Source organism: Streptomyces himalayensis subsp. himalayensis, assembly GCF_013778455.1.
GTDB lineage: Bacteria > Actinomycetota > Actinomycetes > Streptomycetales > Streptomycetaceae > Streptomyces > Streptomyces himalayensis.
In genome coordinates this window covers 396,214-411,027 of sequence record NZ_JACEHE010000004.1, presented here as the reverse complement: position 1 = coordinate 411,027, position 14,814 = coordinate 396,214, and the positions used below count along the sequence as shown (strand labels likewise).

Sequence of the window (14,814 nt, the reverse complement as noted above, 5' to 3'; positions counted from 1 at the left end):
TGATCGGACTCCCATTTTGTGAGCACCTCTCTTAAGGCAGTGGGGGAGTCGTTGACCGACGACAACGCCGCTGGGGGCACCTCCCACGCCCTTAAGGCAGTGGGGGAGCGTGCCAGGCGCCGCGGGGCTGGGGGCTCCTCCCAGCGGTAGCTGGGGGAGGGAGTTTGACGACAGGGCCTAGGGAGGCCGGTGTTCTCATGGTTGTAGTGGATGGGGATCTGGCCGGTGGTGCGGGGGAAGGACGCCGGGAGCTTGCCGCCCGGGTTGACCGCGCTGAAGACCACGTCGGCGATGGCGTGGCCGGATTCGAGGCCGGGGTGCCAGGCGACCAGTACGGCCGGGGCGGAGGCGAGCCAGGAGCCCAGTGCGAGCGGTCGGCCGCATGTCAGCACCACCACGAAGGGACGACGCCGGACGGCGCTGTGGCCCGCGACCGGTCCGCCGCACCACAGCGGGCCACAGCGACGGGCGGCTGCAGCGCGGCCTGGCCGCGCTGCCCATCAGAACAGGGGGCCGGGTGGCGGTCACCGAAGCCTCGGGCTCGGTGACCGCCGGGGGCGTGCGGAGCCACCGGGTGGCCTGCCGCGACGGCCCTCCTCTACCCGGTCGGTGTCAGGAGTGCGGCTTCTCGGCCGGCTCGACCGGAAGTTCCGTATCCACCCCGGTGGCTCCGGTGTCCGGAGACGCGGTGAAGTCGCTGTCGAAGGGCGGTGCCTCATCCGTCCACTTCATCACCGTGATCGTCCGGTACGCCACGAGCCTGCCCTTGCGCAGTCCGTCGCCGTTCCTTGTGGCGACGGTCTCCTGACCCAGGGGCATGCCCGTTGCCCTGTCGAAGATCAGCCGGATTTCGGTGCCGTCGCCGTGCCTGCTGGGCATCGCGACCGCGTACCCGGCACGTCCGGCGTGGTCCGTCACCTCGCCGATGGGGCGAACCCCCGGCTCATCGGCGAGGATCCGGTACGCGGCGGCCCGCTGGGCCGGGGTGGCCGGCAGGCTGATGCCGATCTGAACGGCCGTGTCGATGACGAGGCGGTGCAATACCTTCTTGGGGGCGTTGTAGTCCTCCTCCACGATCTTCTCCAGCCGGTCGCGCAGCTCGGCCGGGTCGGTGGGCAGGGTGAGCAGCTGCTTGAGCGGGACCTCTCCCATGCGTCCGCTGTCCGCCGTGCCACCGGGTGCGTCGTGCTCGATCTCTCCTCTGCCCTGGTAGGTCACGATCTCCGGCTGGGGTTCCGGAGGTTCGCCGTCGCGTCCGTGTTCCTTCCACTCCCGCGCCAGGTCGCGCCTGGCCTGGGCGTAGTCGGTCAGATCCCACTGCTTGGGGGACCCTGCGGCGCGCCAGGCCGCCTCATCGGCCGAAGTGGCTGGACGCGCCCCCGGGTCCAGGTCCTGCGACCAGCGCTTGTTGGCGCCGGCGGCCATCCAGACCCTGGAGTCGTGCCGTACGTCGATGGTGTAGTCCTCGCCCGGCACCTTCTGCAGCCAGCCGATGCGTTCCTCCTGATACCAGTACGCCCCCGAGCCCTTCGCCTGCTTCTCGACGTCGGCCGCGGCGGCGAGCAGGATCTGACGGCCCGACACCGTCGTGGCCGGTCCCCCTGGGGCGTTCGACGACCCGGGTCCGCCGCCGGGGGCGCTGACCGTGGAGGACACCACAAGACTCGCGGCAGCCGTCACACCGACCAGGCCGATTCCCCATGCGGGACGGACGAACCGGCGCATCCTCTGCTGCAGCGTCCGGCGCGCCCGCGGCCCCGCCAGCACCGCCGCCAGCTCTCCTTCCGGCACCGCGACCGGCCGGTCGGGTTGCAGGTGTTCGGGGCGCGCGGCGGCCAGCCGCCGCAGAACATCGTCCTTCATCAGGCTTCCCCTCCTGCTGTGATCCGCACCCGGGCGGGTACCTGCTGAGGTGGTGGGACTTCTTCCACGGCCTGCACCAGCCGCTTTCGAGCCCGGTGCAACCGGACCCGCATAGCGACAGGCGAACAGCCGACCACACGGGCTGCATCAGCCGGTGCGAGCCCTTGCCAAGCCGCCAGGATGAGGACCTCACGGTCGTCCTCCGGCAGCGTGGCCAACGCCCGGAGCAGTGCGTGGCGTTCAGACACGTCCTCGGCGATGTCCGACTCGGCCACGTCGGCCCAGCTGCCCAGCTCAGCCGCCATGGACTCGCGTCTCACCTCCGCCCGGATGCTGTCACGCAGAACGTTCCGCGCAACGCCGAGCAGCCACGGCAACGGTGGTTCCGGCACGTCGCCGAACCGGCGCCAGGCCACGGTGAACGTCTCGCTCACCACCTCGTCGGCGACCTGCCGACCAGCGCGGCTGACCACATAGGCCCACACCCGCTGCCGGCAATCGTCATACATCGCGGTGAAGCGATCCGCTTCGTCAGGCACTACCGCGCCTCCGTCTCTCCGGGTGTCATCCGTCATGAGGTAGTGGGCCGAACCGGCCCATCGTTACCGATGCGACTCCCGGGAGACGAAGTCACCACCACGCGGCGCATGACTGACGCGCGGCACACGGCTCACGCCTCACACGTGATCTGCTTGCTGCCACGTGCGTTCAGAGCGACGAGCCGACCTCCTCCCGGATCCCCTCGCGGACGTAGGCGCCCTGCTGGACCAGTTCGCGCTGCACCAGTGCCGCGGGGACCTCCCGTGGGCTGCGGTCCATGCGTACCGCGAGGGCCGCGCACACACCGGCGGCCTGTCCGGTGGCCATGGCGATGGGCATCACCCGGTACGAGGAGTGGGCCACGTGCGTACCCGAGATACAGCGGCCGGCCACCAGGATCCGGTCGGTGTCGCGGGGCAGCAGGCAGCGCAGCGGGATGTCGTACATGCTGCCGCGGGGCACCCGCCGCAGCGTGGTCCCTGAGCCCCGCGGATTGTGGATGTCGACGGGGTACGCGCCGTGCGCGATCGCGTCCGGGAAATGGCAGGCGGCGAGGATGTCATGGCCGGTGAGCTGGTAGTCGCCCAGGATGCGGCGGCTCTCGCGTACGCCGATCTGTACGCCGCTCTGCGCGATGTACGAGGCCTCGAAGCCCGGTACGTGGTTGCGCAGGAAGCGGTCGATCTGCTCCATCTGGCGGCGCGCGACGTGTTCGGCGCGGGTCAGGTCCCAGACGCTGGTGCCGAATGCCCGGGTGACGCGGGTGCTGTTGACGCTGACCTCGTGGGGGTGTGGCGTGGCGAAGAAGAGCATGTCCTCACGCGGCAGGACCAGTTCGCCGTGCTCCGTCGCGTCCTTGACGAGGTCCCACAGGCCATGGACGCCGCGCCACTGGTCGGGATGCTCGCGCACGTATGCGGCGAATTCCGGCTGCATGAAGTCCACGACGCGGAACATCAGCGTCATCGGCTGCGTCAAGTGGTCCTCGCGCCGTCCCATCTCGTACCGGGCGCCGGCGGCCGCCGCGATGTCGCCGTCGCCGGTGCAGTCGACGACCACCTGGGCATCGATCACGACGGGGCCCGACTTGCTCTCGAAGACGACCCGCCGGCCGTCCTGAAGCGGCAGCACCGTGGACGCGAAGGAGTGGAGCAGCAGCCGCACGCCCGCCTCGTCCAGCATGTCCAGCGCGACGAGCTTGAAGATCTCGGGGTCGAACGGCACGGTGTAGCCGGTCTCGACCGACGGCGGAATGGCGCCGCCGTGCTCGGTGAGCCGCTCGAGGAGCCGTGACACCACGCCGGCGACCACCGGTTCGCCCTGCCCGTGGTCGGTGGGCAGCAGACGGGTGGAGTCGCCCTCCATGGCCTGCTTCTTCTCATTGTGGAAGGACATCAGCGGCATGACGAGGGCCACGGTCGCGTTGCCCCCGAGAAAGCCGTACCGCTCGACGAGGATCACATCGGCCCCGGCTTCCGCGGCGGCGAGCGCCGCGCCGAGGCCGGCCGGTCCGCCACCCACGACGAGTACGTCGGCCGTGCCCGCGTGCATGGCCTCTCGCGGCGGAAGCACGACGGAGCGCGGCTTCTCAGGTGGCTTGAGAACCGGCATCGGCTTCTCCCTCCGCAGGGGACGTGGCCGCGCCGCCCAGGCCGGACGTGTGCCCGCCGTGCAGCGGCAGGGTCGCGGTGGCCGGGGTTCCGGTGACCGGTACGGACCCCTGGTGCTGCGCGGCAGCGGCTGCCCAGGGCCGTCCATCCGAGGCGGCCAGGGTCCGTGACCCGGCCGGGTCGATTTCGGCCAGCAGCACCGCACAGCGCCCGCACGTCACGCGGGACAGCTCGCGCAGCTCCGCGACGCGCGCGCGGACATGATCACGCTGTTTCGGATACTCGTCCCACAGCCGGTCCACCTCCGCGATCAGCAGGCCCGCCTGCTCTCTCGCCACCCCGACCAGCGCCGGCGCCCCCAGCCTGCGGGCGAAGTCGAAGACCTTCCCCGCGTACGGAAGCGGCAGGAACGGCACACCGGACAGCGCGGCGAAGATCAGGAAGTGCAGCCGCATCCCCACGGCCAGATCCACGTGCCGCATGAAGCCCAGGAACTGCGCGGGGCTGTATTCGCCGTGGAGGATCCGCCCCCGGTCCGGCGCCGTCATATGGGAAAGGACCGCGTGCGCGTGGCGTACGTCCTGCCGCTCCATCGGCATGAACACCACGTACGCATCCAGGCGCCTTACCAGGAAGTCCGCGACATCGGCGAGCAGCGCGTGGTAGTCGGCCACGTCCAGATGCTCGGCCGCCCGGCCCGGCTCCCGTACGGACATGGCCACCAGGCGCGCACCGTCCGGAATGCCCTCGTGCCGCAGCATCCGCTCGCTGAAGGCGCCGGGCGTGAGCATCATGGCCGGGTCCGCGGTGACGGCGATGTCCCGCTGGACACCCGCCTCCTCCAGGACCAGCCGGGACTCGTCGTCCCGCACCACCACGTCGTCCATCCTGGCCAGAGCGGTGCGTACGGCCTTGCGGTCCTCGGCCTCGCGCAGCGGACCGGCACCGACGGCGTAGGCGAACGTGCGGAGGCCCAGCTCCTGCGCGGCGCTCACCAGCCGCAGATAGCGGCGGGCCTCACCGTCGTACAGGACACCGCCGCCGCCGAGAACCAGCAGGTCGAGGCCGGACAGCGACTGACGCATCTGCTGCTGGCTGATCCCCTCCCAGCACGTGACCGCGTCCGCGGCGCCGTGATGTGCCCTGGTGTGGTCGGGGTTCCTGCTGAAGACGACCAGCCGCGCGTCCGGCCGGGAGGCGCGCAGGCATCCCAGCACGCAGGCCAGGATCGACTCGTCGCCGATGTTGATGCCGCCGTAGGAGCCGAGCACCCCGATGGCGGGTGCCCGTGCGCCGGCTGTCCCTGTGCCCTGGTTCGCGGTCATCCGTACCTCCGACACGTGGCTCCGTGGTGGGCAGCCCCGGCGCGTCCCGCCTTGCTCCTCGGCTGCCCCTCAGTCTCTGCTGCTCAGCGGCTCACCCGCTCCCGCTGCTCGGCTGCTCGGCGCAGGCACCTCCCTGGGGCGGTATGGATGGGCTGGAGGGCAGCGGCCTGCGCAGTGGCCCGCTGCCCGGGGAGAGTGGGTCCGGGCCCGAGGAGGAGCGGGCCCACTGCGCCGTCGTCATGACCCTCGGCTCCGGACCGACACCCGACGGCTGCCCCGTGGACGCACCGGGAAACAGAATCGAACGCAATGAGCATGCGACCGGCCCGGGCGCCCTCGGTGGCCGAGTTCCGGTGGCCGATTTCCGGTGACTGGGCCACCGGCAGGCGCGCCTGGACACACGGCGCCTTGACCTCAAGTGTGATCGAGGTTTGAGACTGGCACCCTGACCGGCCGGTCGGATGGTCCGCACCCGGCCGAATCGAGGGGTGAACCGCATGCGTGCCGTACGAGTAGCGGAATACGGAGGGCCCGAGGTCCTCGTGCCGATGGACGTGCCCGACCCGGTGCCCGGCGACGGAGAGGTCGTCGTACGCGCCGAGGCCGTCGACACCATCTACGTCGAGACGCAGATCCGCCGCGGGGACTGGGGCGAGGCATTCGGCATCACTCCGCCCTATGTGCCGGGCGGCGCGGCCGCCGGGACCGTCGTATCCGTCGGCCCGGGCGTCGACCCGTCCTGGATCGGCCGCCGGGTCCTCGCCGGGGCGGGCACGAGGGGTGCGTACGCAGAACTCGTCCTTACCGGCGTGGACCGCCTGGTGCCGGTCCCCGAGGGCCTCGGTTCCCGGGAGGCGGCCGCGCTCGCGCACGACGGCGTGACCGGCATCGGCATCATGGAGGGCATCGCGATCAAGCCGGGCGAACGGGTGCTGATTCTGGGAGCCGCGGGCGGCATGGGCACGCTGCTGGTCCAGCTCGCGCACTCGGCCGGTGCACAGGTCGTCGGGGCCGCTCGGGGCGCCGAGAAGCTGGCGATGGTCAAGCGGTTGGGCGCCGACGCCGTCGTCGACTACACGGAGGGCGGTTGGACGGAGCGCGTGCGGGAGGCGTGCGGCGGACTTCCCGTGGACGTGCTGCTGGACGGTGTCGGGGGCGAACTCGGCGGCCATGGCTTCGCATTGGTGGCGGACGGCGGGCGCGTATCCGCCCATGGCGCGCCGAGCGGCGGCTTCGCGGAGCTCGACGAGGCGAGTGCACGGAGGCGCGGCATCGCCCTGCGGGGCATCGCAGACGTGCAGTTCGACGCGCCCGAGATCGTACGGCTGGCCGCGAAAGCGCTCACGGAGGCGGCAGCGGGGCGGCTGCGCCCGGTGATCTCACGGGAGTTCCCGCTGTCCCAGGCCGCCGACGCCCACCGCGCGATAGAGGCCCGCTCGGTCCCGGGCAAGGCCCTGCTCATCCCGTGACACCCCTCCGGCCGCCCAGGCGGACCAAGATCGGACACCAGTGCCACAGCGGCGGGAGCAGCGACGAATGCGCGGACAGCGGACGCTGAAGCGCGCGTTCACCGCGACGGTGATGCCGAGGTGACCGGTGTGGGCGGCAGGTCGTAGACGTTTGCGGGCGTCACGATGGTGGTGACGGCCTTCGCGAAGAGCGTGCTGTTCTCGTTGCCCTCGTAGGAGGTATCGGTGTTGGTGAGGATCACCAGCGTCGCCTCGGCCGACGGCAGATAAACGGTCACCGACTGGTAGCCGGGCAGGGAACCGTTGTGCCCGATCCAGCCGTGGCTGTTGAAGATGCCGAGGCCGTATCCGGTCCCGGGGTCGCCGGTGGGCAGGGTACGCAGTCGCTCTGCCTGCGTGGCGGGCTTGAGCAGCGTGCCCGTCGCGACGATACGGGCCCATTCGCGGAGGTCGGACAGGTCCGAGATCATCGCTCCGGCGCTCCACGCCCAGGACGGGTCCCAGTTCGTCGCATCCGCGACCTCGCCGTTCGGCGTCTGGGTGGTGTAGCCGTGCGCGTGCGGTTCCGGGAACTCGGCTCCGGTGGGGAAGAACGTGTTGTCCAGATTGCTCGGCTCCAGGACCTGCTGCTTCAGATAGTCCCCGAAGCGGCGGCCGCTCGCCTTCTCCACGACCAGGCCGAGCAGGATCGCGTTCGTGTTGGAGTACTGGAACTTCTGCCCCGGCTCGAAACCCACGGGGTGCTTGAAGGCGTAGTCGAGCAGTTGCTGCGGCGTGAACCTCCGGTTGGGATCGGAGAGGAAGGCCTTGCCGAAGTCCGGGTCTTCGCTGTACGGGTACAGCCCGCTGCGCATCTCGGCGAGTTGACGCAGGGTGATCCGGTCCCCGTTGGGCACGCCCTCCACGTATGTCGACACCGGGTCGTCGAGGCCGACCTTGCCCTCGTCGACCAGCCGCAGGATCGCGGTCACGGTGAAGGTCTTCGTCTCACTGCCGATGCGCATGTGCAGCCCGTCCGACATGGGGGCGCCGCTGCTCTTGTCAGCGACTCCGAACGCCCGCACGTAGCTGCCCTTGCCCGGAATCCACAGCCCCACGATGACGCCCGGCACACCCGCCTGACGCTGCGTCTGGGTAACGGCCTTGTCGAGTTGTTCCGCCACATCGGGGGTCAGTGCGCGGACCGTGGCACCGGGAGAGGGTGCCGCGACCGCAGCGGCCGGCGGGGCCGACGTCGGGGTACCGGAGCACGCCGCGGATGTCAGCAGCGCGGCGGCGGCCAGCACCGCCGCTGCGATCCTGCCGTGTGACTGCATCAACCGGGGTTCTCTTTCGGCGGAGAGGTCTTTACGCCGGCGGGCGCACCGGAAGCCGAAGAGGCCCTAGCGAGCAGACGCCTGCCGAGCACAACGTACGTCCCGGACAGGCGGCGTACGGCGTGACCGGGCCCAGCACTGACCCGATGGCAGCACGGTCACAACCGAAGAGACCCACACGCGTGAGCCGGTCCATGAGACACACCGGTCGCGAGCCCTCAGCCGGCCTCGGGATGGGGGCCCACCGGTGCCGTGACCGCCGTCAGTGGTGGAACAGTCTGAAGCCGGTGCGGGCGAGCGTTATCCGGTGTTCGCGGCAGGCGGCCTCGACCTCGTCTGACCTGATGGATCCGCCCGGCTCGGCGATGTACTCGACGCCGTGGCGGTGGGCATGGTCGACGTTGTCGCGGAACGGCAGTGCGCCGTCGGAGGCGAACGCGACGCCGGTGAGACGCTGCCTCCATCGCTCGCGCTGGTCTATGGTCAGCTCCTCGGCGGGTGTGGACAGTGCCTGGGCGAGGCGCGTGGTCTCGTCCGGGGTGAGATCGCCCTCGATGAACCGGATCTGCCAGTTGATGCGCTCCTGGCGCCGGACGCCCTGCCGGAAGGCGAGGCCACGGACGGCTGGGTGGCGTCGCAGCCACCAGGTGTCGACCTTGGCCCCGGCAAGACGGGTGCAGTCGACACGGGACTGCTGACCGGCACCGATCCCCAGCGTCATCCCGTCACGCACATAGCAGACCGAATTGGACTGGGTGTAGCGCAGGACCGCCAGCCCCAGCATCAGATCTTCCGCGGCGGTCCCCGGCAGTGCACCGCCCACCGTGTGGCCGAGCAGGGCGGCGGAGAGCTGCACCTGGTCGCGGTCCTGGGTCAGGCGCAGGCCGAAGACCTCCCGCTCCTCACACGGTGGCGGCACGAACGTCTCGTCTGATTCCAGGACCAGGAAGCGGCCGTTCTTCTTCTTGCCGAGCGTTGCGACCGTGCCCGGCGCGTACCCGGGGGCGACGATGCCGTCGCAGACCACGCTGGTCAGCAGCTCCGCGAGCTCGGTGTCGACAGGGTGCGAGACGGCGGCGAAGTCACCGTATGAGGATTTCGGATCGGCATCCCGAGCGCGCAGATAGGCGCTGGTCAGGGCGGAGACGCGGTCACCGGCGACTCCGTAGAGCTCTGCGGTGACGTCATCTACGGGTCCGGACACGGCCGCGCCGGCGGGTGAGACGTGCTTGAACGAGGCGGCTGCCGGCCTGCCCAGCGACTGGCTCGCCTCACGCACGAGCTGCCACGCGTTGAGCGCGTCCAGCATGTTGATGAAGGACGGTTGTCCGTGCAGGACCCGGACCGGCCACCTGCCGTGCGTCACCGGTGCGGCGTGTGCCGCTGCCTGTTGCGGGTTGGTTCCGTAGCGCAGTTGCATGCCATGGACTCCTCAGCGGGACGTCGCTGACGGAGGCGCCCAGGCGGTCGACGCTCACATCGGAACGAGGCCGCTCCCCGGTGGTCGTCCACCCTCGCCAGTTGCGGCCAGGCACAACTGTATTCGCAGGCAGGCCGTTCGCGAGGGCCGGAATCGGATGAAGGCCGGAATCGGATAACGGTGGCGCCGCCACCCGAGTGCGGAGTGCGGCTGCCTGCGGGGCACCGGGGCACCTCCTGAGGTGCCCCGCAGCTATCGGGGCGCAGAGGATGATGTGGTCCCTGGCCCGGTGCCGTACGCCGTCAGGAAGCGGTCGCGGAAAGCGTCCATGCGCCAGACCGGGGTATCGGGGCCGGGCTTGAGGCCTTCCTGCCAGCCCCAGTCGGAGATGCGGTCCAGCACGGCCGGGTCGCGGGCGACGATGGCGATCGGCACGTCACGGCTCGCGCTGTCGCCGGTGACGGTCCGGACGGGCTCGTGGTCGCCGAGGAAGATGAGCACCGTGTTCTTGTTGCCGTACTTCTCCACGTAGGAGACGAGGGTGTTCAGGGAGTACTCGATGGAACGGCGGTACTCCGTGCGCACCTGGCCGGAGTCCTTCCATACCTGCTTGGGGTCCTTGCCCGCCTTCTCGATGGCGTTGTAGACGGAGCCGTCACCGACCTCGTCCCAGCCGATCGTCCTGGGGAGGGGAGCCCAGGGGTTGTGGCTGGAGGTCAGGATGATCTCCGACATCAACGGCTTGTCGCCTGGCCTGCCGTGCTCGAGACGCTCGAAGGCCGCGAGGGCGTACTGGTCGGGCATGGTCGACCAGCTGAACTTCGGGCCTTCGTACCCCACGTCGCGTGAGTCGTAGACCTTGTCGAAGCCGTAGAACCTTCCCTCCGGCCAGGACTTGGTGACGCCCGGCATGATGCCGACCGTGCGCCAGGCGTCGGTGCGGCGGAAGGCGCTGACGAGGGAGAAACGGTCGCCGGCGGTGACGCTGCGGTAGCGCTGCTGGTTGTCGATCCACAGGCCCGTCGCGAAGGTCGAGTGGGCCAGCCAGCTGCCGGCGCCGTACGTCGGTGAGGTGAGCCAGCCGCTCCGGGATGCGTACCCGGCCGCGCGCAGCCGCCGGGTGCCGTCTGCGAGCACTGCGCCGATGTGCGAGGCCATCTCCGGGTCCTCGATCGCTGTGCGTCCGTAGCTCTCGATGAAGGTGAAGATGACGTCCTTGCCGCGTAGCCCGGTCAGCAGCTCGTCGGGCGGGGTGTCGGCGAAGCCGTCGACGCCCGCCTCCGTGGCGAACGCCTTCTCGTCCTTCAAGGTCGCGTTCACTCTGTCCACGCGGTCCTGGACGACGTCGGCCGTGCTCCTGGAAGCGAGCGGTGCGCCGGCGACCTGCACACCGAGAGCCGTGCAGGTGATCCAGGCAGTCCCCACCACCAGGGTGGTACGGGTCGCCGCGGCGCTGTGCCGGGTGATGAGGCGGCTCAGCCGGACGACCGCCAGCGCCATGAGAACGAACAGGGCGATGACGAGGACCACGACCGCGATCACCACCAGGATCGCGCCCGTCCGGCCCACGGAGTCCCTGAGGAACGACTCGCCGTCGTCGAGGAGGATCCAGTCCAGCACCGGGTTGAAGCTTCGGCCGAAGACCGCGCTGAAGCCCAGATCGAGGAAGTTCAGGACGGTCAGCAGGCCGAGGCCGACCCCGGCGAGCACGGCCGCCGCCTGCCTGCCCCTCGGTGGCAGGACGAGGAATGCGGCTGCGCCGCATATCGCCTCCACCGGTATGCGTATGAATGCGCCGGGCGTGAGGCGGGTCGGCGCGTTCGGCAGGAGCAGGGCCGACAGCACCAGGACGGCGGCCAGGGCTGTGGTCAGCGTGGCCACGACCCGCGCCACGGCCGGGTACTTGTCCCGCCAGCCGGCGCCGCCGCGCTTCGGAGAGCCTTCCGGGGCAGGGGCGTCCTCCGGGGCCGGGGCGTCCTCCGGGCTCGTGCTTGGCCTACCCGTGTCCGGCAGCTGACCGGAGCGTATGAAGAGGGACAACCCGAAGGTCCTTCCGTGCGAAGCGCGGCGGTGGCGCGGCGGACCAGGCTCGGAGATCGGGCCGCCGTTATCCGTACGGCCCGCGCATGCCTTCCGTTCAATCACCGCCGTGTCCGCCGAGGGGATCGCTCGCCGGGCGCGCCTTCCGCTGAGGAGCGGGCCCTCCACGTATGTTGATCTCAGGCGCCGCCGGACAACGGTGCCGCCTCGCGTTGGTGGTCCAAAGAAAGACGCTCCGCCCCCGGCGGGGAGATGCAGGTGCAAGACCTGCCCAACGCTCTGCAGATCAACGGATCAGGCCCCAGGGTTTTCACGCCCTGGGGCCTTCTGTTGCGAGTGCCGTCACTGCCCTGCGTGGCGGCCCGTCTGTCACCTGGTGAGTCCGGCCTTGTCGCAGGCTGAGCGGAACTCCGGGGTGCAGATTTCGCCGATCGTGTACATGCCATCCTTGACGACGGTCTCTTCGATGTTGTCGACGGTCACGGGCAGCGGAGTGAGCAGGACAGTCGGGATGTCCTTGGTCGTGGCGCTGTCGAGCCGGGTCTTGGCGATGCCCTCGAGGCTCTCTCCGCGGCCCAGTGCGACGGCCATGGTCGCGGCGGCGTCGGCTTCGGGCTTGAAGGGCTTGTACACGGTCATGTACTGGTCACCGGTCACGATGCGCTGCACGGCCGCGAGGTCGGCGTCCTGGCCTGTGACGGGCGGGAGCGGCGTGACTCCGGCGGCCTTGAGCGCGGCGATGGCGCCGGAGGCGAGACGGTCGTTGGCGGCGTAGACGCCGTCGACGCCGTCGACACCCAGGGCGGCGATGGCACCGGACATGTTGGTGTGGGCGTTCTCCTCCCGCCACTCCACGGTGTCGTACGTCTTGGCGATCTTCACCTTGCCCTTGAGGACGGACATCGCGCCCCTCTTGAACCAGCCCGCGTTGGGATCGGTGATGGCACCGTTCATCATGACGATCCGGCCACCGTCTGCCTTGTGCCCCATGGCCTTCAGGAGCGCCTCGGCCTGGATCCGGCCGACCTGTGCACCGTCGAAGGTGACGTGACCGGAGATCGGGCCCTCGGCGAGGCGGTCGTAGGCGACGACTGGGATGCCGGCTTCCTGCAGGTCCTCGACGGTGGAGCGGAGCGCCGGAGGGTCGACGACCCCCAGGATCAGGACCTCGACCCCTTTGTTGATCATGGACTCCATCTGCTGCCGCTGGATCGCCGCATCACTGATGGTGTTGTTGTGCACGAGCCTGCAGTCGCCGCACAACTCCTTGATCTTCTTCTCGATCAGGGGCTTGTCGAACTGCCAGTAGCGGGATTCGCGGTCCCCCGGGAGCAACAGGCCGATGGTGAGGCCTCCCTCGTCGGAGCCCGAGCGGTCATTCTCGGCGCAGGCTGCGGCACCGAGGGCCATCGTCAGCACGGTCAGGACGAGCACAGCACGACTCGGGCGCACGTTCATCCGAGGTACCTCCCTGAGTCGTCTCCCGCCTGGCCCCCTGGGCTCGTATCCTCGACCGGCCGACCACGCCATTCAACGCTAACCAGACAATAGACCCATATCTAAATCAGCAGGGTCGTCGCTCCTCCAGCTCTGCTGCTTTCAGGAGAGCCGGCGGCCGGTTTCCGCGTCCGCGCAGTGCAGCCGGTCCTGGCTCGGTTTCCGGTTTGTGGACCGGAACAGCACGCGGTCGGCGCCGAGCGGGATCGGCGGGTTGTCCCACACGTCCGTGGCCGCCACCCACAGCACCCGGCCGTCGCGGACAGCAGCCACCGATTCCTTCTCGCCGACGAACACATGTTCAGGCCCGGCCGCGATCTCGGTCGGCCGCTGCACAGCCCGGCCGTTCGCGTCGGTCACCCGCAGCCGCCGCAGCCATCGCCGCCCACCGACCTCGGCTGCGTGCAGTCGATGACGCCAGGTAAGGCCGTACACCCAGTCGCCGACGCACACCACGTCCTGGAACGAGGTGAATCGCCACCATCCCAGCCGGTGGCTTCCCAGCGATTCGGCCCGGTCCACACCCGCACAGGCGAAAATCCGGACGCGGCGCCCAAACGATTCGGAGAAGAGCAGGCGTCCTCCGTCGACCAGGGCGGGCGCCCTGGAGAAGTGCTTCAGCGCCCGCTCGCGGAAACGGGTCGTGGCCAGTTCCTTGCCGGTGTCGGCGGCGCGCACGAAAAGTCTGGCGAAGGCGCCGCCGCTCCAGCTGTGGAAGACCGCCGCATCGCCCGTCCCGTCCTGGCCCAGAAGGCTGCCGTACCCCTCGTCCCAGACGTCTTCACCGGTGCGGGCGTCCAGGGCGCGGAAGCCCCCGGCGTCCAGAATGACCCGGTCCCCGCGCACGAGCAGGCCCCATATCCGCTCGAACTCGTCCTCCCACAGGGTCTCCCCGGTCAGCGCGTCGACGGCGGCAATCTGTGCGCTGTCCTCGCGGGTGTCGTTCCACAGCACCACCGTCGAACCGGCGGCGGCTGCCCGGTACAGCCTGCTCTTGCGGCGCGTCCACAGCACTTTGCCGGTCGACACGTCGAGGGCGGTGAACCCGCTGCGGCCGTGCTCCCGCAGTACGGGCACCACGACGGCGCCGTCCGCGCACACCAGCCGCTCCGCGGCCGGTTTCGTGAGCGCCTCGCTGCACCAGCGGATCCGGCCCTCCTGGGCGTCCACGGCCGCGATCCGGTCGTCCGACACCGGTACGTACACCGTGCCGCCGACGAGGACCGGCCGGCCCAGCGTTCCGATGGGCGCGCTCAGCGTCCACAAGCCGTTCTTGGCGTCTGACTTGATCGTCAACGGCGGTCTGTCTTCAGCCACTTCGTTTCCTTCGGGCGAGGTGATCGGCCCACGGAGCTTAAGCCGAGCCCTGTAGTCGAACTCCTGACTGACCCGGGGCGGCCTGCGGCGCGAGATCTCGGCCACCGCCGTGTTCGCGACGATCACCCAGCCAGGACCAGGGCCGCGACAGGATGCCCCACCCCGTACAGGAAGGCCGCGCCGCCGCCCAGCACCACGGCCTTGACCAGCAGCACCACCGCGAGCGGGGGCCGCAGTCGCGCCTTCGGAGCGGCGAACAGGGCCCACAGGATGATGGCGAGAAGCGGGACGCCGAGGCCGAGCACGATGCGACTGACCACGTCGCTGCCGGTGGAGAATCCCCACCAGCTCAGCAGGCCCAGCGCGGCCAAGAAGGCGGCGGGCAGCCGCATGCAGGGTCCGTTGTTGACGCCAGGC

Annotated in this window: 11 protein-coding genes, 1 pseudogene and 1 riboswitch; of the genes and pseudogenes, 1 reads left to right on the top strand and 11 read right to left on the bottom strand. The window is 70.1% G+C overall.

The genetic code is table 11. The features are described 5' to 3' along the window. Positions 1-179 precede the first annotated feature (179 nt). From H1D24_RS43995 to H1D24_RS10070, 5 genes and pseudogenes are all read right to left on the bottom strand, one after another. Positions 180-407: pseudogene (locus tag H1D24_RS43995) on the bottom strand (glycoside hydrolase family 3 C-terminal domain-containing protein); the annotation flags it as partial. Between the two features lie 205 nt (positions 408-612). Beyond that, positions 613-1,863 carry a CU044_5270 family protein gene (locus tag H1D24_RS10085; RefSeq protein ID WP_181657075.1) on the bottom strand — a complete coding sequence of 417 codons (1,251 nt, stop codon included), beginning with the start codon at positions 1,861-1,863 and terminating at the stop codon, positions 613-615. Continuing rightward, entirely contained in the window at positions 1,863-2,438 is a 576-nt protein-coding gene (locus tag H1D24_RS10080; protein ID WP_258563963.1) for an RNA polymerase sigma factor, read from the bottom strand. The genes H1D24_RS10085 and H1D24_RS10080 overlap by 1 nt, the downstream gene beginning before the upstream one ends. A gap of 133 nt (positions 2,439-2,571) precedes the next feature. Beyond that, on the bottom strand, positions 2,572-4,014 hold the full coding sequence (locus tag H1D24_RS10075; protein ID WP_181657074.1) for an FAD-dependent oxidoreductase: 1,443 nt from the start codon (positions 4,012-4,014) through the stop codon (positions 2,572-2,574). Further along, positions 3,992-5,338, bottom strand: a complete 1,347-nt coding sequence (locus H1D24_RS10070; RefSeq protein ID WP_181657073.1) for a polysaccharide pyruvyl transferase family protein — start codon at positions 5,336-5,338, stop codon at positions 3,992-3,994. Before H1D24_RS10070 ends, H1D24_RS10075 begins: the two co-directional genes overlap by 23 nt. 497 nt (positions 5,339-5,835) lie before the next feature. Between H1D24_RS10070 and H1D24_RS10065 the strand changes: the two genes are divergently transcribed. Then, positions 5,836-6,807: a zinc-binding dehydrogenase gene (locus H1D24_RS10065; RefSeq protein WP_181657072.1), complete on the top strand. Its 972-nt coding sequence runs from the start codon at positions 5,836-5,838 to the stop codon at positions 6,805-6,807. 98 nt (positions 6,808-6,905) lie between these two features. Here H1D24_RS10065 and H1D24_RS10060 read toward each other — a convergent pair whose 3' ends face one another. The 6 genes from H1D24_RS10060 to H1D24_RS10035 all read right to left on the bottom strand — a co-directional run bounded on the left by H1D24_RS10060 (position 6,906) and on the right by H1D24_RS10035 (position 14,789). Then, entirely contained in the window at positions 6,906-8,123 is a 1,218-nt protein-coding gene (locus tag H1D24_RS10060) for a serine hydrolase domain-containing protein (protein WP_181657071.1), read from the bottom strand. A 262-nt stretch (positions 8,124-8,385) separates the two neighbouring features. Continuing rightward, positions 8,386-9,543 carry a phosphoribosylaminoimidazolecarboxamide formyltransferase gene (locus tag H1D24_RS10055; protein ID WP_181657070.1) on the bottom strand — a complete coding sequence of 386 codons (1,158 nt, stop codon included), beginning with the start codon at positions 9,541-9,543 and terminating at the stop codon, positions 8,386-8,388. 30 nt (positions 9,544-9,573) lie between these two features. After that, a riboswitch (ZMP/ZTP riboswitch) is annotated at positions 9,574-9,658 on the bottom strand. A 137-nt stretch (positions 9,659-9,795) separates the two neighbouring features. Then, positions 9,796-11,583: an alkaline phosphatase family protein gene (locus H1D24_RS10050; protein ID WP_258563962.1), complete on the bottom strand. Its 1,788-nt coding sequence runs from the start codon at positions 11,581-11,583 to the stop codon at positions 9,796-9,798. Between the two features lie 369 nt (positions 11,584-11,952). Next, complete coding sequence (locus H1D24_RS10045) at positions 11,953-13,041, bottom strand: sugar ABC transporter substrate-binding protein (protein WP_181657069.1); 1,089 nt, start codon at positions 13,039-13,041, stop codon at positions 11,953-11,955. Between the two features lie 141 nt (positions 13,042-13,182). Continuing rightward, positions 13,183-14,502: a PQQ-like beta-propeller repeat protein gene (locus tag H1D24_RS10040; protein WP_374064199.1), complete on the bottom strand. Its 1,320-nt coding sequence runs from the start codon at positions 14,500-14,502 to the stop codon at positions 13,183-13,185. Positions 14,503-14,519: 17 nt separating this feature from the next. Beyond that, positions 14,520-14,789, bottom strand: coding sequence for a YrdB family protein (locus H1D24_RS10035; RefSeq protein WP_258563961.1), 270 nt, complete (start codon positions 14,787-14,789; stop codon positions 14,520-14,522). Between the last annotated feature and the right edge of the window lie 25 nt (positions 14,790-14,814).

Coding starts and splice junctions, on each gene's coding strand:
- H1D24_RS10085 (WP_181657075.1), bottom strand. CDS start 1,863: ATGAAGGACGATGTTCTGCGGCGGCTGGCCGCCGCGCGCCCCGAACAC.
- H1D24_RS10080 (WP_258563963.1), bottom strand. CDS start 2,438: ATGACGGATGACACCCGGAGAGACGGAGGCGCGGTAGTGCCTGACGAA.
- H1D24_RS10075 (WP_181657074.1), bottom strand. CDS start 4,014: ATGCCGGTTCTCAAGCCACCTGAGAAGCCGCGCTCCGTCGTGCTTCCG.
- H1D24_RS10070 (WP_181657073.1), bottom strand. CDS start 5,338: ATGACCGCGAACCAGGGCACAGGGACAGCCGGCGCACGGGCACCCGCC.
- H1D24_RS10065 (WP_181657072.1), top strand. CDS start 5,836: ATGCGTGCCGTACGAGTAGCGGAATACGGAGGGCCCGAGGTCCTCGTG.
- H1D24_RS10060 (WP_181657071.1), bottom strand. CDS start 8,123: ATGCAGTCACACGGCAGGATCGCAGCGGCGGTGCTGGCCGCCGCCGCG.
- H1D24_RS10055 (WP_181657070.1), bottom strand. CDS start 9,543: ATGCAACTGCGCTACGGAACCAACCCGCAACAGGCAGCGGCACACGCC.
- H1D24_RS10045 (WP_181657069.1), bottom strand. CDS start 13,041: ATGAACGTGCGCCCGAGTCGTGCTGTGCTCGTCCTGACCGTGCTGACG.
- H1D24_RS10035 (WP_258563961.1), bottom strand. CDS start 14,789: ATGCGGCTGCCCGCCGCCTTCTTGGCCGCGCTGGGCCTGCTGAGCTGG.